This window comes from Streptomyces sp. NPDC031379 (assembly GCF_055569615.1).
On the sequence record NZ_JBVIIT010000019.1, the window covers coordinates 18,324 to 38,145 of the forward strand.

General features: G+C 71.9%; 14 protein-coding genes. 8 read left to right on the plus strand and 6 right to left on the minus strand.

Going from position 1 to position 19,822, the window contains the following annotated elements; all coding sequences use genetic code 11:
• Positions 1-13 precede the first annotated feature (13 nt).
• The 4 genes from ACZ5CW_RS25845 (at position 14) to ACZ5CW_RS25860 (ending at position 7,817) form a co-directional block, all read left to right on the plus strand.
• Entirely contained in the window at positions 14-1,798 is a 1,785-nt protein-coding gene (locus ACZ5CW_RS25845) for an N-acetylglutaminylglutamine amidotransferase (protein ID WP_468605265.1), read from the plus strand.
• A gap of 644 nt (positions 1,799-2,442) precedes the next feature.
• Entirely contained in the window at positions 2,443-4,566 is a 2,124-nt protein-coding gene (locus ACZ5CW_RS25850) for a prolyl oligopeptidase family serine peptidase (protein ID WP_468605585.1), read from the plus strand.
• Between the two features lie 139 nt (positions 4,567-4,705).
• On the plus strand, positions 4,706-5,935 hold the full coding sequence (locus tag ACZ5CW_RS25855; RefSeq protein ID WP_468605267.1) for a PP2C family protein-serine/threonine phosphatase: 1,230 nt from the start codon (positions 4,706-4,708) through the stop codon (positions 5,933-5,935).
• 367 nt (positions 5,936-6,302) lie between these two features.
• A complete protein-coding gene (locus ACZ5CW_RS25860; RefSeq protein ID WP_468605269.1) occupies positions 6,303-7,817 on the plus strand; it encodes an RICIN domain-containing protein in 1,515 nt (504 codons plus the stop codon).
• A 67-nt stretch (positions 7,818-7,884) separates the two neighbouring features.
• On the opposite strand, the gene ACZ5CW_RS25865 is transcribed toward ACZ5CW_RS25860, so the two are convergent.
• The 4 genes from ACZ5CW_RS25865 to ACZ5CW_RS25880 form a co-directional block, all read right to left on the minus strand.
• A complete protein-coding gene (locus tag ACZ5CW_RS25865; protein ID WP_468605271.1) occupies positions 7,885-9,708 on the minus strand; it encodes a glycoside hydrolase family 2 protein in 1,824 nt (607 codons plus the stop codon).
• A gap of 67 nt (positions 9,709-9,775) precedes the next feature.
• On the minus strand, positions 9,776-10,675 hold the full coding sequence (locus tag ACZ5CW_RS25870; protein WP_468605273.1) for a carbohydrate ABC transporter permease: 900 nt from the start codon (positions 10,673-10,675) through the stop codon (positions 9,776-9,778).
• A 2-nt stretch (positions 10,676-10,677) separates the two neighbouring features.
• Complete coding sequence (locus tag ACZ5CW_RS25875) at positions 10,678-11,625, minus strand: carbohydrate ABC transporter permease (RefSeq protein WP_468605275.1); 948 nt, start codon at positions 11,623-11,625, stop codon at positions 10,678-10,680.
• Positions 11,626-11,646: 21 nt separating this feature from the next.
• Positions 11,647-13,008 (minus strand): extracellular solute-binding protein, encoded by a 1,362-nt coding sequence (locus ACZ5CW_RS25880; RefSeq protein ID WP_468605277.1) that lies wholly within the window; start codon positions 13,006-13,008, stop codon positions 11,647-11,649.
• A 260-nt stretch (positions 13,009-13,268) separates the two neighbouring features.
• On the opposite strand from ACZ5CW_RS25880, the gene ACZ5CW_RS25885 reads away from it, so the two are divergent.
• From ACZ5CW_RS25885 to ACZ5CW_RS25900, 4 genes are all read left to right on the plus strand, one after another.
• Entirely contained in the window at positions 13,269-14,318 is a 1,050-nt protein-coding gene (locus tag ACZ5CW_RS25885; RefSeq protein WP_468605279.1) for a LacI family DNA-binding transcriptional regulator, read from the plus strand.
• Positions 14,319-14,465: 147 nt separating this feature from the next.
• Positions 14,466-15,269, plus strand: a complete 804-nt coding sequence (locus ACZ5CW_RS25890) for an alpha/beta fold hydrolase (protein WP_468605281.1) — start codon at positions 14,466-14,468, stop codon at positions 15,267-15,269.
• Complete coding sequence (locus tag ACZ5CW_RS25895) at positions 15,266-16,603, plus strand: PP2C family protein-serine/threonine phosphatase (protein ID WP_468605283.1); 1,338 nt, start codon at positions 15,266-15,268, stop codon at positions 16,601-16,603. The genes ACZ5CW_RS25890 and ACZ5CW_RS25895 overlap by 4 nt, the downstream gene beginning before the upstream one ends.
• Before the next feature lie 2 nt (positions 16,604-16,605).
• Positions 16,606-16,941, plus strand: coding sequence for an STAS domain-containing protein (locus ACZ5CW_RS25900; protein ID WP_468605285.1), 336 nt, complete (start codon positions 16,606-16,608; stop codon positions 16,939-16,941).
• A gap of 45 nt (positions 16,942-16,986) precedes the next feature.
• Here ACZ5CW_RS25900 and ACZ5CW_RS25905 read toward each other — a convergent pair whose 3' ends face one another.
• Entirely contained in the window at positions 16,987-17,646 is a 660-nt protein-coding gene (locus tag ACZ5CW_RS25905) for a DUF5825 family protein (RefSeq protein ID WP_468605287.1), read from the minus strand.
• 69 nt (positions 17,647-17,715) lie between these two features.
• Complete coding sequence (locus tag ACZ5CW_RS25910; protein ID WP_468605289.1) at positions 17,716-19,671, minus strand: RiPP maturation radical SAM C-methyltransferase; 1,956 nt, start codon at positions 19,669-19,671, stop codon at positions 17,716-17,718.
• Positions 19,672-19,822: the final 151 nt, after the last annotated feature.

Sequence of the window (19,822 nt, forward strand, 5' to 3'; positions counted from 1 at the left end):
GGGAGATTCTCTGATGTGCGGACTCAGCGGAGAGATACGGTTCGACGGCGAGCGGCCGGACGTCGCGGCGGTGGAACGGATGACCGACCGGCTGGCACCGCGCGGCCCCGACGGGCGCGGCCTGTGGTCCCAGGGGCCGGTGGCCCTCGGCCACCGCCGACTGAAGATCATCGACTTGTCGGAGACCGGCGCCCAGCCCATGGCGGACCCCCGCGCCAGGATCACCGGCGTCTTCAACGGCTGCGTCTACAACTACCGCGAGCTGCGCGACGAACTCCGCGCGCTCGGCCACGAGTTCTTCTCCGACTCCGACACCGAGGTGGTGCTGAAGGCCTACCGGCAGTGGGGCACCGATTGCGTCCGGCACTTCTACGGCATGTTCGCCTTCGTGATCGTCGAGCTGGACAGCGGACGTGTGGTGCTGGCCCGCGACCGGCTCGGCATCAAACCGCTCTACCTGGCGTCGACACCCGACCGGCTGCGGTTCGCCTCCTCGTTGCCCGCCCTCCTGTCGGGCGGTGCCGTCGACACCACCCTCGATCCGGTGGCCCTGCACCAGTACTTCAGCTGGCATGCGACCGTGACCGCACCCCATACCGTCCTGAACGGCGTGCGCAAGCTCCCGCCGGCGACCGTGCGGGTCATCGAACCGGACGGAACCGACCGCGACCACCGCTACTGGCAGCCCGCGTACACACGTCGCCCCCAGTACGCCGGCCTGAGCGCCGAGGACTGGGCTGAGGCGGTGCTGGACGCGCTGCGCACCGCGGTACGCCGCCGCATGGTGGCCGACGTGCCGGTGGGTGTGCTGCTGTCCGGCGGCCTGGACTCCAGCCTCATCGTGGCCCTGCTGGCCGACGAGGGGCAGCACGACCTCGCGACCTTCAGCGTCGGTTTCGAGGCCGAAGGAGGCGAGGAGGGGGACGAGTTCCACTACTCCGACCTCGTGGCGCGCCACTTCGACACCCGCCACCACCAGTTGATGGTGCCTTCCGACCGGGTGTCGGGAGCACTGGAGTCGGCGGTGCGCGCCATGAGCGAGCCGATGATGAGCCACGACGTGGTGGCCTTCCATCTGTTGTCCGAACAGGTCGCCAAGGAGGTGAAGGTCGTCCAGAGCGGCCAGGGCGCGGACGAGGTGTTCGCGGGGTACCACTGGTACCCGGCGATGGCGGAGGTGCCCCGGCAGCGGGCCGCGCAGGCGTACGTCGACACCTACTTCGACCGGTCCCACGCCGAGCTGTCCCGCATTCTCGAGCCGGGGTTCCTGCCCGAGCGGGACGCCTCCGCCGAGTTCGTCCGCGCCCACATGGCGGTCGAGGACGCCGAGACGGCGCTGGACGCCGATCTCCGGCTGGACACGCACGTGATGATGGTCGACGACCCCGTCAAACGCGTGGACAACATGACGATGGACTGGGGGCTGGAGGCCCGGGTGCCCTTCCTGGACCACGAGTTGGTCGAGCTGGCCGCGGCGTGCCCGCCCGAGCTGAAGCTCGCCGACGGCGGAAAGGGTGTCCTCAAGGCCGCCGGCCGCAAGGTCCTCCCACGAGAGGTCGTCGACCGGCCCAAGGGCTATTTCCCGGTCCCGGCGATCAAGCACATGGCAGGCCCGGTGCTGCAGCGGGTCCGCGAGGCGCTCGCCGCCCCGGAAGCCCGACAGCGCGGCGTCTTCCGTCAGGAGTACGTCGCCGAACTGCTCGCGGCACCCGACGCGCACCACACCCGGCGAGGAGCGAACACACTGTGGCAGGTAGCGCTGCTGGAGACATGGCTGCAGACGCACGGCATCCGCTGACCCCGACGGCGAGCCCCCAAGGGCCGACGGCTCCCCCCACCGGCTCCGCCCCGGCCTCACCGCCCACCGACCGTGCGCCGCGGGTGGGTCCGTCCGCCGACCGTGCGCCGCGGGAGGGGCCACCCCACCCGAACGACCGTGCCCGGCCGGAGCCCCTTGGGGGACCGGCGCCGACGGCGGCCCCTCCGGGGCCTGATGCGGCAGGTGGGCCGGTGGCGGCGGAGCCGCTGGGATCGGATTCCGCCGGTGGGCCGGTGGTGGCGGCGTATCCGGGGTCGGGTTCTGCTGAGGGGCTGATGTCGGGGTCGGCGCATGGGGCGTCGGGTCCTGCCGGTGGGTCAGTGGCGGCGGGTTTGGGGTCGGGTTCTGCTGAGGGACCGATGTCGGCGGCGGCGTATCCGGGGCCGGGTCCTGCCGAGGGGCCGCTGCCGACGGTTGCCCCTCGGGCGGCGGAGGTCGCCGAGAGCCCGGTGCCGGTGGCGGCGCGTCTGGGGCCGGAGCCCGCCGGGGGACCGGTGACGACGGCGGAGCATCCAGGGGCGGAGCCCGCCGAGGGGCCGGTGGCGGCGCGTCTGGGGCCGGAGCCCGCCGGGGGACCGGTGACGGCGGCGGTGCGTCCGGGGCCGGAGCCCGTCGGGGAGCCGATGGTCGACGCGGCCCAGCCGGCGCCGGAGCCCGTGCCCCTGCCCGACACGTCGGCCCCGGTCGACGTGCCGCAGCCGCTCATCGCGCACGGCTGCTGGTATCCGTCCGTGGACCCCGACGGGCGGCACGTCGCCTTCATCTGTGACCGCACCGGCGTACCGCAACTGTGGTCCGGCGCCGTAGACGGCGACCAGCCGCATCTGCTCGACGCCGATCCCGACCCGGTGATCGAGGTGTCCTGGTCTCCCGACGGCCGGTGGATCGCGTACACCACCGCACCCGGCGGCGGGGAACTCACCCGCGTCCTGTGCGTGCGCCCCGACGGCACCATGCGGCGCCTGCTGGCCGGAGGCGAGCCCGGAGCCTCCGCCCACCTCGGCTGCTGGGCAGCCGACGGCTCGGCCGTCGCGGTGACCGTGACCGAACCCGCGCCGCCCCCCGGTCCCGCGCACATCGTCCTCGAGGGGCCGACGGCGACGACGGACCCGCCGGTGCCCGTTCACACCGGAGGCTGGGCCGACCGCGACGGCCGGGCGATCCTCCTGGGCGGAACGCCGCTCATCGCCGCTCCCCACGAGGAGCCGGGCAGGGCCGTCGTCCAGGGCAGCCACGGCACGACGCCGGGGGAACCCGGCCACCGGACCCTGGCGGCCTACCTCGTCGACCCCGAAGGCACCACCGCACCGGTGCTGGTCGCGAGCGAACCCGGGGCGCCGACCCTGCGCGTGTGCGCCCTGAGCCGCGAGGGCGGGCTCGCCCTGGTGCGCCGGGGGCCACGAGGCCGCCGTGAGGCACTCGTCGTACGCCTGCGGGACCGCGCGGTCACCGGCTCGGTCCGGGTCGCCGACGGCGACCCGTGGATCGGGGGCTTCTCGCCCGACGGCCGCACCCTGTGGCTGCGCAGCGACGCGGGACGCGAGTTCGCCGCGCTGGTCGCGGTCCGGCTCGACCCGCGCGGCCAGTGGCTGGGCCGCCGGGTCGCCGCGGCCCGTCCGGACTGCGACCTGGAACTGCTCAGCCTCGCCCGGGCAGGGCGCAGCGCCGTGCTGTCGTGGAACGCGCGGGGTGTCAGCGAGCTGGAGGTCACCGCCCTGAGCCCGGCCGCACCCGAAGAGGACGGAACGGGTCCGGCCGGGGCACCCGCCGCGGCAGGCCCGTCCCATGCCTTCACGCTGCCGCACGAGGTGGTCACCCGGGTGGCGCCCACCCCGGACGCCGACGGGCCCGTCGTCGCGCTGTCGGGGTCCCGGCGCCGGCCGGGGGTGTGGTGGCTGCCCCAGGGCGCGGCACTGCGCACGCACTGGTCCTCGCGCGACGAGGACGCCGTCCCGCCCGGCCGGCCTCCCGTACGGCCGGTTCCCCTGCGTCCCGTGGCGCGGGACGGGCTGGCCCTCGGGGGCTGGTACTACCGTGCGCCGGGCCGGTCCCCGGAGGAGCCGGCGCCCTGCGTCCTGCACCTGCACGGCGGTCCCGAGGAACAGGAACGCCCGGTGCTGGACCCGCTCTACCACGAACTGCTCGGCCGGGGACTGGACGTCTTCGCCCCTGATATCCGCGGCTCGTCCGGGTACGGCCGCTCCTTCGTCGACGCGGACCTCGGCGAAGGCCGCTTCGCCGCGCTCGAAGACGTCGCCGCCTGCGCGGCCCATGTGGTCGTGGCCGGGCTGGCCGACCCGCGACGCCTCGCGGTGATGGGCCGTTCGTACGGCGGCTACCTGACGATGGCCTCGCTCGTCTGGCATCCGGAGCTGTTCCGCACCGGTGTGGCGGTGTGCGGGATGTCGGACCTGGCCACCTTCTTCGCCGGCACCGAACCCTGGCTCGCGGAGTCCGCCGCCCACAAGTACGGGCACCCCGAACGGGACCGCGAACTGCTGCGGGCGCTGTCACCGATGAGCCGTGTCGACGCCCTGCGCGTCCCCGTGCTGGCCGTGCACGGTGAGCACGACACCAACGTGCCCGTGGGGGAGTCGGAGCAGTTCGTCAGGGCGGCGAGGGAGCGCGGGCTGGACGCGGAACTCCTTCTGCTGCACGAGGAGGGCCACGAGTTCCGCCGCGCGGACAATCGCCGCCTGTTCCGCCGTACGGCCGCCGACTGGATCCAACGGCATGTGACGACCTGACCCCTCGGGCGCCGACACCCCAGGCCCGCCCCCGGCCGGGGCAGGACACCGTCGGCCCAGTCCGGAACGGCGCGCCCCGGCGGACGCGCCTATCGTGGGAGCACCCGAGATTGCGGCGCTGTGCGGGCAGAGGTGGAGCGTGAAGGGACCCGTCATCGACTACGGCGCGGTCTTCGAGGCCTTGCCGGGCGCTGTAGCGCTGCTCACCCCCGACCTGATGTTCGCGGACGCCAACCCGGCGTTCCTGTCGATGGCCGGGCGCGTCCGCGAGCAGGTCGTCGGCCACTACGTGTTCGACGTCTTCCCCGAGAACCCCGCTGACCCGGCCGCGACCGGCATGCGCAACCTGTACGCCTCGCTGCGGCGCGTCGCGGCCACCGGGGAACGCGACACCATGGCCTTGCAGCGCTACGACGTCGAGGACCTCGATCGCCCCGGCGTGTGGGGGGAGCGCTACTGGAGTCCGGTCAACGTCCCCGTCCTCGGCCCCGACGGCACCGTGGCGCTGCTGCTGCACCGGGTGGAGGAGCTCACCGAACTCATCCGCGCCCGCGGCGCAGGGTACGGCGAGCGCGACCAGGTCCTGGAAGCCGAACTCTACGGCCGTGCCCAGGAACTGCAGGAGGTCAACGAAAGCCTGCGTCAGGCCCACGCCCACGAACGCGAGATCGCCCTGCATCTGCAGGAGGCGATGCTGCCCGCGCCCCGGCCGATCGGCCACCACCGGGTCGCCGTACGCTACCGGCCCGCCACCGGTGCCCTGAATGTGTGCGGTGACTGGTACGACCTCGTGGACCTGCCCGACGCCGACCGCACCGTCGTGGCCGTCGGCGACGTCGTCGGCCACGGACTGCAGGCGGCGGGCGTCATGGGCCAGCTGCGCAGCGCACTGTCCGCGGCGTCCCGCGTCGCGGTCGGCCCCGCTCAGGCCCTCGAAGTCCTCGGGCTGTACGCCCGCTTCGTCGACGGAGCGGAATCCACCACCGCCGTGTCGGTCTTCATCGACTGGAGCAGCCACACCCTCACCTACAGCAGCGCCGGCCATCCGCCACCCCTCCTCGCGGCGCCCGACGGCACCCTCACCTTCCTCGACCAGGCGACCGACCCCCCGTTGGGCGCCCGTCCCGACCACGTGCCCAGGCCCCAGGCCAGGACCGCCTTCGACGAGAGTTCCGCCCTCGTCCTCTACACGGACGGCCTCGTCGAGCGCCGCCACGAAGACATCGACACCGGCCTGGACCGGCTCGCCCACTCCCTCACCCGTCACCGCCACGCCGACCCCGAGGTCCTCGCCGACGCCCTGCTGGCGGACCTCATCCCGCCCGCCGGGATCACCGACGACACCGCTCTGATCGTCCTGCGCCTGTGATCGAGGGGATCCCGGCGGTCCGGCGGCCGGCCCGTCCCCCCCGTTTACATCGATGTACATCCGGCTCTACTCTGACGCGAACTTCGTTCCCGTCGGAAGGAAGGCCATGTCGATCCGCCTGTTACATCCCCTCGGAGGACGCCGTCGCGGTCCCTCGACCGCCCGGAACGCCCTCCCGCCGGAGTGCCGCGCGCCCGCTGCCCGCCGTTCCCGGCGCGGCGCCCGAGCCGCACTGCTCGGCCTGGCCGGGGTGCTGAGTCTGGCGCTCATCGCACCGGCCGTCGCGGCCGTACCCTCTTCTCCAGTCCCGTCCGCGGCCGCCGGGGCGACGACCGGCAGCCTCTCCCCGGCGGCCACGGGCACACCGTTGCGAGACGGTACCGGCCTGTACCCGCGCGCCGTCCGGCTCGCGCACAGCGGTGCGGCGAACGGACGCATCCTCGCGAGTTTCGTCACCTTCGACGGCGGCAACGGCATCGGCGCCCTCCACGAGAGCACCGACTCCGGAGCCAGTTTCCACGAGGTCGGCAGGGTCGTCGATCCCGAGTCCGCGGCAGGTCAGGGCCTCTGCTGCACCACGCTGTTCGAGCTTCCCCGGCAGGTGGGCGGGATGCCGGCCGGCACGCTGCTGTGGGCCTCGTCGGCCGGCCAGGACGAGCAGAACCGGCGCATGGCTCTGCGGATCTGGCGCAGCGACGACGTGGGCCGCACCTGGTCCTATCTGTCCTCGTGCGCCGTCGCGAACGGAACGGGCGGCCTGTGGGAGCCGGAGTTCTCCGTGGCCGCGGACGGTGCGCTGGTCTGCCACTACTCCGACGAGACGGACCCCGGGCACAGCCAGAAGCTCGTCGCCGTGCGCAGCTACGACGGGGTGCACTGGGAGGGCCGGCACGACACCGTGGCGAGCGGCCTGTCGTCCGACCGGCCGGGCATGCCGGTGGTGCGGAAGCTGCCGAACGGCACCTACTTCATGAGCTACGAGATCTGCACCCCCGGCGGCCAGTACCAGTGCGTCGTGCACTACCGGACGTCCGCCGACGGCTGGAACTGGGGGAATCCCGCCTCCCTCGGGTTCCGCCCGGAGACCGTCGACGGCAAGTACTTCCGTGCCGCGCCGACCATCGCCTGGGCACCGGCGCCCGGCGGCGGACCCAACGGGCGGATCCTGCTGATCGGGCAGCGTCTGCTCAATCGGGACGGTACCCCCGCCGCGGACAGCGGCCGCACGATCCTCGCCAACACGGAGAACGGCAGCGGCCCGTGGTACGAGATCGCGTCACCGGTGGCCGTGCCGGACCCGGGTGTGAACTACTGCCAGAACTACAGTTCCCCGCTGCTGCCGTCGGCCGACGGCAGCCGGGTGCTGCAGATCGCCACCGACTGGGACGGCACGGTGTGCAGGCCGTACTTCGCGACCGGTGGTCTCACGGGCAGCGGCGATGCGGCCGGTGTCGTCGACGGCGCGCTCTACCGGCTGGTGAACGCGGGCAGCGGTCACTGCCTCGACGTGGCCGGTGACTCCCGTGCGCCCGGTGGCAACGTCCAGCAGTGGACGTGCAACGGCCTCGGTCCGCAGGAGTGGACGCTCCGCGCCCGCGGCGGCGACCACTTCACGCTGACCGGCCGCAACAGCGGCTACTGCCTGGATGTGGAGAACGGCTCCTCGACGCCGGGCGCGAACGTCCGGCAGTGGTACTGCAACGGGCTCTCCGCGCAGGACTGGCGGCTGGAGAACGTCGGCCGGGGCTATTACCGGCTGATCGCCAGGTCCAGCGGCCAGTGCCTGGATGTGGCCGAGGGCTCGCGGGAGCCCGGCGGGAACGTCCAGCAGTGGACGTGCAACGGCCTCCAGCCGCAGATCTGGAGACTGGAGCGAGTCTGACGCGGGCGTGTGCCTGCCCGGTACGGCCGGGGAGGCACACGCCCGTCGTCGAGCCGCGGCCTGCCGCCTAGTCCCGGCCCTGCTCCTCGATCGCGGCCGGCCGCTGCTGCGCGGCGCGGATGCGTGCCACGTCGAGCTTGGGACCGCGGTCGAAACGGTAGACGCCGTTCTGCTCCTGGAAGACGTCGGTCAACTGGGTGTAGCAGTAGCCGAACATGTGGGGGTCCCCGAGCAGCACTTCGGTGAGGCCGCCGAAGCGCGCGTGGAACTCGTCCTCGTCGCGGACCCGTTCGCCGTAGCCCCAGGAAAGGGTGCGGTCCTCGCCGGACTGGGCGGCGGCCGCCTCCGGGTCCCACCAGATGCCGCCGAACTCGCTGACGAAGTACGGCTGGCCGCGGTAGGGCTGTGAGTAGGGAGCCCCGTTCTCGTAGGAGTTGACGAAGGGTTCGTCCTTGGCGAGCCCGGACATCAGCTGCCGGAAGGCCGCCGGGTCCTGTTCGTAGTTGTGCGCGTCGTAGATGTCGGTCTCGGCGACGCGGTGGGCGTAGCCGGAGGCGTCGATGACCGGCCGGGTGGTGTCCATCGCCTTGGTGGCCAGGAACATCGCCCGCGTGACGGCGTCGAGCTGGGTGATGCGGTCGTGCAGCTTCTGGTAGGTCTCGTTGAGCGGGCACCAGCCGATGATCGAGGGGTGCGAGTAGTCGCGTTCCAGGGCTTCCAGCCACTGGGCGACGTAGGACGCGTCGGGCTGCTGGTTGTCACCGGATGAGCCGCCGGTCTCGCACCCCCAGTCGCCGAACTCGCCCCACACCAGGTAGCCGAGGCGGTCCGCGTGGTGGAGGAAGCGGTCCTCGAAGACCTTCTGGTGCAGCCGGGCCCCGTTGAAGCCGGCCTCCATGGCCAGCTCGATGTCCCGGACCAGGGCCTCGTCGGTCGGTGCGGTCATCAGGCCGTCGGGGTACCAGCCCTGGTCGAGGACGAGCCGCTGGAAGAGCGGGCGTCCGTTGAGGGTGACGGCCTTGCCGTGCAGTCCGACGGCGCGCAGCCCCGCGTAGCTCTCGACGCTGTCGGTCACCTGCCCGGTGGTATCGAGGAGTTCGAGCCGGAGGTCGTACAGATGCGGGTCGCCGGGGCCCCACTCGCGCCGCCTGTCGGCGGGCACCGGCAGGTGAAGACGCGGGGCGAGATCCAGGTCGGCGCGTGCCTCGGCCCGGCTCACCTCGCCGTCGCCGTCGCCGAGGACGGCGCGCACCCGGTGTCCGGGCCGGTTGCCGGACAGCGGCAGTTCGAGGTGGAAGGCGGAGCCGGCGAGGTCCGGGGTGATCCGGGGGCGCCGCAGGTGCACCTCGGGAACGGGCTCCAGCCAGACGGTCTGCCAGATGCCGGTCACCCGGGTGTAGTTGCAGTCGTGGTTGGCGTACTGCACCGCCTGCTTGCCCCGGGCCTGCGGCCCGGACTTGGGGTCGCGGGCCCGGACGGTGATGACGACCTCGTCGCCCGCCCCGGCGATGTCGCCGAGGTCGGCGGTGAAGGGGGTGAAGCCGCCACGGTGACGCGCGACCTCCGTGCCGTCGAGCCACACGGTGGTGTCGTGGTCGACGGCACCGAAGTGCAGCAGCACACGGCGCCCGGCCCAGGCCGTCGGCAGCGTGAGGACCCGCCGGTACCAGACGGCCTCGAGGAAGTCGGTGTCACCGATGCCGGACAGCTCCGACTCCGGTGGGAAGGGGACGAGGATCTCGTCGCGCAGCGCGCGGCCGAGGAGTCCGCGTTCGAGGCCGCTGTCTCCTGTGTCGGTCTCGAACTGCCAGGGGCCGTTCAGGTTGAGCCAGTCGTGACGCACGAACTGCGGTCGTGGGTACTCCGGACGCGGTACGGAGTGAGAGGGCACGCTTGCTCCAGTCGATCGGACGGCCGGCGCGGATGTGCCGCGCCGGGGTGTACAGCGGGGGATGAGGTCAGGAGCCGCCGAGGCCGGTGGTGGCCACGGAGTTGACGATGCGGCGCTGGAAGAGGAGGAAGACCACGATCAGCGGCAGCGCGGCCAGCAGCGCGGACGCCATGGACTGGGCGTACTGGATGCCGAAGGCGTCCTTCACGGTGGCCAGGCCCACCGGGAGCGTCATCAGGTCGGGGTCGTTGGTGACGATGAAGGGCCACAGGAAGTTGTTCCACGCCCCGATGAAGACGAAGATCGCGACGGCCGCCACGATCGGCCGCGACAGCGGCAGCACGATCGAGAGGAAGACCCGGAACTCGGAGGCCCCGTCGATGCGGGCGGCGTCCTCCAGCTCCCGCGGGATGCCGTCGAAGAACCGCTTGAGGACGAACACCATCATGGGAGCGACGACCTGGGGCAGGACGACCGCCGCATAGGTGTCCACCATGTGGAAGAGGAGCATCTGCTTGAACAGGGGCACGACGAGCAGTTGCGGCGGGACCATGATGGCGGCGACGGTCACGGCCAGCAGGGCCCGGCGGCCGCGGAACGCGCCGCGGGAGAAGCCGTAGGCCGCGAGGGTGGAGACGGCCACCGTGATCAGGGTGACCAGGCCGGCGATCAGGAAGCTGTTGAAGGCCCAGAGGGTGACATGGCCGCGTTCCAGGATCTGCCGGTACGCCTCCGTCGTGAAGGCGCCCTTGAACGGTGACAGACCGGGGGTCGCCACGTCCTGCTCGTGCTGCACCGACGTGGCGATCGCCCACAGCAACGGCAGCAGCCAGACGGCCGCCAGGACGGCCAGTGCGGTGCCGGCCAGGACGCGCGGCAGCCGGCCGTGGCCGAGCAGCAGGGGCGAGCCGGCCGCTTCACGGGGCGGACGGCGCGGCGGGCGGGAGGTCGTTGTGGTTGCGGACACGGTCAGTCCTCCTGGCGGAAGAGGCGGAGCTGCACGAGCGAGACGAGGATGACGAGCGCGAAGAAGAGATAGGAGACGGCCGAGGCGTAGCCCAGCCGGTAGCCGGTGAATCCGACGTCGTAGACGTACTCCAGGACGGGGCGGGTCGAGCCGTTCGGGCCGCCCTTGGTGAGGATGTAGATCTGGTCGAACACCTTGAGCGAGGCGAGGATCTGGAGCATGGCCACCAGCGCGGTGGTCCTGCGCAGCTGGGGCAGTGTGATGGACCACAGGCGCCGCCACGCCCCGGCACCGTCCAGGGCCGCGGCCTCGTCGTAGGTCGAGGGCAGGGACTGGAGCGCGGCGAGGTAGAGGAGGAAGTTGAAGCCGACGGTCCACCAGACGGTGAGGGCGGCGATCGACCACATCGCGACGCTCTCGTCGGAGAGCCAGCCGACGGGTCCGATACCGAAGGTGTCGAGGAACTGGTTGGCCAGACCGAGGTCCGGCTGGTAGAGCCAGGCCCAGATGAGCGTCACCACGGTCACGGGCAGCAGATAGGGCGCGAAGAACGCGAGGCGCCAGGCCCACTGCCCGGCGAGCCCGCTGTGCACCAGCAGTGCCATCGCCAGCGCCAGCAGGACCAGTGGCACGCTGGAGACGACGGTGAAGAAGACCGTGTTGCCGAGGCTGCTCCAGACGTCCGGATCACCCAGGGCCTCCGTGTAGTTGTCCAGACCGACGAACGTCGTGTCGCGCAGGGCGAGCGAGCTGTCGGTGAAGCTCATCCACAGTCCCTGGACGACGGGCCATATCAGGAACAGGCCGAAGACGAGCAGGAACGGCAGGACGAAGACCAGGCCGGAGCCCGGGGCCGGGCGCGAGCCCCGGTGACCGGTACGGCGGCGGCCGGACGGGGGGGATGTCGGGCCGGCCTGGGCCTCGGCGTCGAGGGGTGCGGTGGTGGTCACGTCGGTCACTCCTTCTCCTCGTCAGGCCACCGGATTGGGCTGGCGCAGCAGGGCGTTCGCCTCACGGACCATCTGACGTACGGCCTTCTCGGCGGACGTGTTGCCCAGCAGCGCCGACTGCAGGGGCTGGCACATCCGGTTCTGGAAGTTCGAACCGGCCCCGGCGAACCAGTTCGGCGGGTCGAGCACCGCCACCTTCCCGGCGTCCGCGTACGAGGACTGCGGGTGCAGCGCGGCGTACTCCGGCTTCGCGAGCACGGGCTGGTACGCGGGTATGTGTCCGGCGCTCGCCCATGTCAGGCTCTGCTTGACCATCTCCGCGACGTACCGGTGCGCCTCACGCCGCCGTGCCGGGTCCGGGTTCTCCTGATGCGGGAGCACGAAGCTGTGGCTGTCCGTGTAGACGGCCGGTCGGTCGAACACCTGGGGGAAGGATGCGGCGCCGAGCGGGATGCCGGACTTCTTCAGCGTCGGCAGCTCCCACTCCCCGAGCATGACCATGCCGCCGCGACGGCCCATGAAGCCGGCCATCGCACCGTTGTAGTCGAGGTTGTCGGGATTGGTCCTGCCGTCGAAGAGCCGCTGCATGAAGGACACGACCCGCACCGCGGCATCGACGTCGATCTCGGCGGGCCCTCCGTCCGGCAGCGTGAAGGCGGCACCGGTCTGTGCGTAGAGGGCGGCGAACTGCCTCCAGTTCTGCGCCGTGTCGGTGACGTGGCCGAACAGGATGCCCGACTTGCCGGTCGCCTCGGCGAGTGCCTTGCCCGCGTCCAGCAGGGCCTCCGGAGAGCCCATCCGGACCAGCTCTCCCGAGGAGTCGAGGAGGCCTGCCTTGTCCGCGGCTTCCTTGTCGTAGAACACGATGAACGGGTGGACGTCGAGCGGGACGGCGTAGACGACCTTGTCGTGCTGTGTGCGCGCCCAGACCGCCGGGGTGAAGTCCCGGCGCGTGACGCCGAATTCGGCGAGCAGGTCGAGATCGTAGGGATCCAGCAGACCGCCGGGGGCGTAGCCCGCCAGCCGGGACAGGTGCAGGACCGCCACGTCGGAGGCCCGGCCCCCGGCGGCCGACATGGCGAGCTTGGTGTAGTAGGACGGGCCCCAGTCCAGGATGGTGCGATCGACTTCGAAGTCTCCGCGGTCGGACACGGCCTTGATCATGTCGTCCATCAGCATGCCGTCGCCGCCCTGGAACAGGTCCCAGACGCTCAGGGCGGAGGCGTCGGAGGCCGAGGCCGGTGAGGCGCAGCCGGAGAGCGGTCCCGCGGTGATCAACGCGCCCGCCGCGGCCATGGTGTGGCGCATCAGCCGGCGGCGGGTGAGGCCGCGTGCCGGATCGGACGGGGGCGCTGTCTCTGGGACAGGTGAGCGGGAAGACATGGCGGACCTTTCGACGACCAGACACGCATGCCGGACCGGCGGTGGACCACGGCAGGAGTGGGCCACCGCGCAGGGGCGGGCGGGGAGACGCACCGGCCGAAACGGTGCGGTGGCTAGTTTTTACATCGATGTACATTGGCTGTAAAGAGTCCGGGGCGCAGGGCCGGCGACGAGGACCGCACGGCACCGGGCGGCCTGCCCCCCGGTCCCTGACATGCCGGGACATAGACTCGGCGGCGGCGAAGGGCAGGGAGGTTGCGGTGGCACGACCCAGGATCAAGGACGTCGCACGGCTCGCGGGGGTGTCGGAGAAGACGGTGTCCAACGTGATCAACGACTACGCCCATGTCTCCGACAGAACCAGGCGCGTCGTCCGGGAGGCCATCGAAGAACTCGGCTACAAGGTGAATCTGGCGGGCCGTCACCTGCGCAAGGGGCGCACCGGCATCATCGCCCTCGTCGTTCCCGAACTGGACGTCCCGTACTTCGCCGAACTCGCCCGCCATGTCATTCGCGAGGCCGAACAGCGCTCCCTGACCGTACTGATCCACCAGACGGGAGCGGACCGTGATCACGAGCTGGCGGCGCTCGCCGGCTTCGGCTCCACCTTCGTCGACGGTGTCATCCTCAGCCCCCTCGCCCTCACCGCCGACGACCTGCGGGGTCGCGCGGGTGCGCCGCCGACCGTGCTCCTCGGGGAGCTGCTGGAGGAGGGCGCCGACCATGTCGCCATCGACAACGAGAAGGCCGCGCGGGAGGCGACCGAGCATCTGATCGGCCTCGGGCGCCGCACCATCCTGGCCATCGGCGGACGCGACGAGGCGGGCCTCGGTACGGCCGAGGCCCGCACCCGCGGCTACCGCGCCGCGCTCGCCGAGGCGGGCATCGCCTACGATCCGGCCGCCGTGCTGCCCGTCACGTCGTTCCGGATGCCCGACGGTGCCGAGGCCGTGGCCCGGGCGCTGAGCGGCGGCGCACGGCCCGACGCGCTGCTCTGCCTCAACGACCAGCTGGCGCTGGGCGCGTTGCGTGCGCTGCACGAGCACGGCATGCAGGTCCCCGAGGACGTCGCCGTCGTCGGCTTCGACGACGTCGAGGGCGGCCGGTTCAGCGTGCCGACGCTGAGCACGGTGGCACCCGACAAGGCCGCGGTCGCCAGGGTCGCCGTGGAACTCCTGCTGCGCCGTATGGACGAGGCGGCCGGAACCGCCGGCGCGGACGCGTCGCCCGGCCACCGGTCACCGCAGGATCTGCTGGTGCCCCACCGCCTCGTACTGCGCGAGAGCACCGAGGGGCCGGCACCGCGCTGATCCGGGACGCGCCTCGGCCCGGCTGCCCGACGGCCGTGCCGCACGCCCTCGGCATGCCGGCCGGCCGCCGACGCGCCGGCCACCCGTCGGCGGAGTGATCGCGACCGGTGATCGGCCGCGGTCCCGCCGGATGGCACCATGGTGACCATGGACATCCGGCGCAGGAACAACATCACGCTCACCGGTCCGGTAGACGCCCCCGTGGTCGTCCTCGCGCACGGCTTCGGATGCGACCAGAACATGTGGCGTCTGATCGTCCCGGCGCTGGCCGAGCGATACCGGGTGGTGCTGTTCGACTACGTCGGCTCGGGTGGATCGGATCTGTCGGCCTGGAGCGAGGAGCGGTACTCCTCGCTGCGCGGCTACGCCCAGGACGTGGCCGACGTCTGCGCGGCGCTGGACCTCGAAGGGGCGGTGTTCGTGGGGCACTCGGTCAGCGCCATGGTCGGAGTGCTGGCGGCACAGACCGTGCCGGAGCGGATCGGCGCGCTGGTGATGGTGGCCCCCTCGCCCCGCTACATCGACGACGACGGCTATCGCGGCGGCTTCAGCGCGGACGACATCGACGAACTGCTCGCCTCCCTGGAGTCGAACTACCTCGGCTGGTCCTCCGCCATGGCCCCGGTGATCATGGGCAACCCCGACAGACCCGGACTGGGCGAGGAACTGACCAACAGCTTCTGCGCCACCGATCCCGACATCGCCCGCGTCTTCGCCCGGACCACCTTCCTGACCGACAGCCGGGACGACCTGAAGACCGTGACCGTGCCGACCCTGGTGCTGGAGTGCGCCCAGGACGTCATCGCCCCTCGGGAGGTCGGCGCCCACGTGCACGCCGCGATCCCCTCCTCCCGGCTGGTGACCCTCGACGCCACCGGGCACTGCCCCCAGCTGAGTGCTCCCGAGGCCACCGCCCGGGCGATCCTCGACTTCCTCGAGAGCCGGCCGTGATGTGCCGTACGGGCGGCGCGTCCGAACCGGCCGGCACCGGAGACGAGGCGGGCATGGAGGCCGCCTTCACCGCTCTGCTGGAGGACAGTGCCGAGGAACTCTACGAGTCGGCGCCCTGCGGGTATCTGTCCACGTTGATGGACGGCACCATAGCCAAGATCAACACGACGCTGCTGGACTGGCTCGGCCTGCGGCGCGAGGACGTCGTCGCCAGGATGCGCTTCGCCGACCTGCTGACCGTCGGCGGCAAGCTCTACCACGAGACGCACTTCGCTCCGCTGCTGCGGATGCAGGGTGAGCTGCGGGGCATCGCCCTGGAGGTGAGGACCGCCCGGGGCGGACGACTGCCGGTGCTCGTCTCCTCCGTCGTCAAGCAAGGCAGCGAGGGCCAGCCCCTGCTCATCCGGACCACCGTCTTCGACGCCTCCGACCGGCGCGCCTACGAGGAGGAACTGCTCCGCCGCCGACAGGACGCCGAACGCGCCCGAGCCGAGGCGGAGCGGGCGCGTACGGAGGCCGAGGAGGCCCGCCGGCGGGCGGAGAGCGACCGGGAGCGGCTCGCCGACGCGCTCGCCGTCCTGCAGAAGTCGCTGCTCCCCGACACCCTGCCGGCGCTCCCGGGGATGGAAAGTGCCGTCTACTACCACGCGGCTTCTCCCGACCGGCTCGGCGGCGACTTCTACGACCTGTTCCCCGTCGACGCGAACAGGTGGGCGTTCTTCCTCGGCGACGTGTGCGGCAAAGGCCCCCAGGCGGCCGCGCTCACCTCGCTGACCCGGTACACCCTGCGCGCCGCGGCCCACCACGATCCCGAGCCCGTCGCCGCGCTGGCCACGCTGAACACCGTCCTGCACGAGCGGTACACCGCCTCCGGCGATCCCCGGTACTGCACCTGCGTCTTCGGCGTCCTCGAACCGGGCCCCGACGGACGCACGGCGGTGCATCTCGCGTCCGGCGGCCATCCCCCGGCGCTCGTGCTGCGGGCCGACGGGCAGGCCGAATACCTGCCCACCCCGGGCGGGCTGCTCGTCGGCGTCCTGCCCGCCGCGCCCTTCACCGCCGCCAAGACCACCCTGTCGCCCGGCGATACGCTCCTGCTCTACACCGACGGGCTCACCGAGGCCCGCACGGGAACCAGCCGTGACCACCTGTACGGCGAAGAGGCCCTGCTCGCCTTCGCCGCCGATCGGGCACCCGCGACACCCCGCGAGGTGATCACCGCGCTCACCGGGCTGCTGGAAGGATTCGGCGACGGCCTGGACGACGACACCGCCCTGCTCGCCCTGGGCGTTCCCGCCACGCACACCCCCACCCGCCCGGCTACGGATCACTGACGATGACCCCGTTGAACATCACTCACCGCGACGCCGCCACCGGTCCCGTGCTGCTGGTGGCCGGCGAACTCGACTACGACCAGGCGGCCGCCCTGCGCCGGCAGATCGAGCACGTCGCCCTGGCTCCGGGCCAGTGCCTGACGCTCGATCTGTCCGGCCTGGAGTTCTGCGACTCCACCGGGATCACGGCACTCCTGGCCGCCCGGCAACACGCCCAGACCGCCGGCGCCGACGTCGTTCTGTCCGCCGTCCCCGCCGACCTGCTGCGCGTCCTCACCATCGTCGGCCTCGACCAGATCTTCACCCTGCGCGCCGGTGGCGAGGCGACCGAACGCTGACCCGGCCCGGTTGCCACCCCGGGCTGCCGTTCCACCCCGCGGAACCTAGACGGCCATGGCCTCCTGAAGCCACCGGGAGACGCGGTAGGGCAGCCACCAGACGAGGTCGTCCGCCCGCAGGACGAGATGCTCGGCGGTGAACTCCTCCAGGATGTCGGCCGGGACCTCGGTGTGACATACGCCCCGGTCGAGCCGGGCGACGGCTTGCGGACAGCGGGGGTCGTCGGCGGTGAAGCGGCGCAGATCGCCCCAGCGCCGGTCCCGGATCTGGAGGAACCCCGGGCCCTGACGCCATACCAGTTTGCAGAGGTAGTGACGGGTTCGCCAGGCGTGCAGCACGCCCTCGGCGTCGGTGAGGCCCGTGACTGTCCGTGGCGGCTGCAGGTGTGACAGCACCTTCCAGGTCAGGTCCGCACGGTCCGCGGGCAGACGCAGGTCCCAGTCGACCTGGACGGCCCGCGCCGTCAGGTCGCGGACGAGGATGAGCCTGTCGAGCGCGGCCCGGGCGGCGGCCTGCCCGGACGTGACGAGATCCACGGGGCTGTCGAGTTCGGCCCGGCGCGCGCCCATGAGCCACAGCCGTTCGGCGGCGCCGGGATCCGCGGCGAGCGGGACGCGGCCCAGGGACATGCCCGGCAGCGACCGGGCCTGGGTGTCGTGGTCGCGCCAGGCCAGGACGGCAGGGGACGGGGTGCTGGGCGGCATGCGGGCTCCTCGGGGCTGGCCGGGACGTGTCGGTGTCGTACGGGGCGGCGGAAGGCGGTTCGGGAGGCTTCAGGGCAGCGCGGGAGCCGGAGCGGGACGGGCGGCCGGCACGCTTCCCGCGGCCGGTTCGGAGGCGGGACGGGCGTGCAGGTGGTTCATGTAGTCGAGGCGCAGCAGGTCCTGGTTGACGGACGCGGGCGCGATGTGGACGTACTGGCCGGCGTCGGTGAAGGTCACCCCCAGCGCCGTCCATTCGTCCAGGAGCGCCTGTACCTGCTGGAGGGTGTGGCCGGCGAACGCGGGGTCGGCCGTGGCCTTGCGGTGCAGGGCGGTGGGGGAGTGCGGTTGGTCGAGGAGACGGAACACCGCCACGCCGAACGGGTCCGTCAGGCGCCTGGTCCGCCAGTCGAACGAGTGCCGCCGGCTGACCAGGACGATCTCGTCACCGAGGTCGGTGTGGGTGAGCCGGGAGTCGGTGTGGTGCTTCTTCCACGCGGCGATGGCGTCGTTCAGCAGCGTCACCGTGTCCTCGCCGATGCCGCGTTCCGGCGCCTGGAAGACGTAGGCCAGGTCGTGCAGCTCCTCCTCGGGCAGGTCGTAGGTGAACAGGTAGTGCTCCTCGGGACGCAGTCCGGTGAAGCCCAGTTCCGGCCGGTTGAAGTAGGGACTGAAGCGCTCGATGGCGATCCGGGCGGACAGGTCGACCGGTGGGTTCAGGTGCTCCAGCGCGGGCAGTTGGCGGATCACGGGTTCGTAGTCCGCGGCGGTCTCACCGGGGAAGCCGTGCAGGTAGTTCCAGGACACCGACAGGCCCGTCTCGGCCGCGTCCCGGAGCATCCGTACGTTCTGGCAGCCGCTGACTCCCTTGTCCATGAGGTCGAGCACCCTGCTGTTGAGACTCTCGATGCCGGGCTGGACGTAGATGAGCCCGGCGTCGGCGAGGACCTGCAGCTGGGGGCGGCGCATGTTCGCCTTGATCTCGATGTGCATGCGCAGGTCGTAGCCGCTGTCGATGATCCGGGGCAGCACGGTGGACAGGTACCGCATGTCGAGGATGTTGTCGACGACGTACATGTCGAGCACGCGATGGCGCTCGGCCAGGTCCATGATCTCCTGGTAGAAGGTGTCGGGGCTCTTGCTGCGGAACTGCATGAACGAGCCGTTCAGACCGCAGAACGTGCAGTGGTGCTTCTCGCCCCACCAGCAGCCGCGGGCACCCTCGACCACCAGCTTCGGCTCCACCCAGTTGCGTGCCACGGAAGCGGCGAGGCGCTCGAAGTAGCCGCTGTAGTCCGGGGGGAGGATCGCGGCCGGGGGCAGGGGGCCGGTGGGCATCGGGTTGGCGACCGGGGCGCCGTCCCGGCGATGGCACAGTCCCGGGATCCCGGCCGCCGCGTCGGTCCCCGATCCGTCACGCAGCGCCTCCAGCAGCCGCGGGAAGGCGTCCTCGCCCTCGCCACGCACCACGAAGTCGACGAAGGGGAAGTTCCGGTGGACGGCGGCGCCCTGTTCGGCGTCGCAGTTGGCGCCGCCCATGACCGTCACGATCTGCGGGGCGATCCGCTTGATGTGCCGGGCCGCCGCCAACGCCGCGGTGTTCTGCTGGAAGGTGGACGTCAGGCCCACCACATCGGGGGCCAGGTCGGCCACCCGCTGAGCTATCCGCTCGACGAACTCCGGTACCACAGCGTGGAGTTGACGGGTCATCCGCATCCGTGAGGAGCGCAGCTTGCCGGTCATCACCTTCGTGAACTCGGCCTCCTTCCAGGCGGGATCGTCGTACAGGGCACTGGAGAACACCCAGTCGCCGCAGCCGAGGAAATAGGAGGACAGCGCGTAGTACTCGTAGTCCTCGGCGGAGAACTCGGTACGCCGGGTGATCCAGTCGGTGAACTCGAGGTTGGCGTGCAGTACTTCGCACGTCGCGCCCGCGACGCGTTCGTCGACACTGCGTTTGAGGATGCCCAGGGCCAGGGAGGGCAGGTCGATGGGCGACCACGGCATGTTGAGCAGGAGAACGCGCACGGACGGCTCCTTGGGAGAGGGCGTGGACAGAAGGCGGGAGGGACGACCGGCCCGGGGGGGGGGGGGGGGGGGGGGGGGGGGGGGGGGGGGGGGGGGGGGTGGGGGTGGTGGGGGGGAGGGGGGGGGGGGGGGGGGGGGGGGGGGGTGGCGT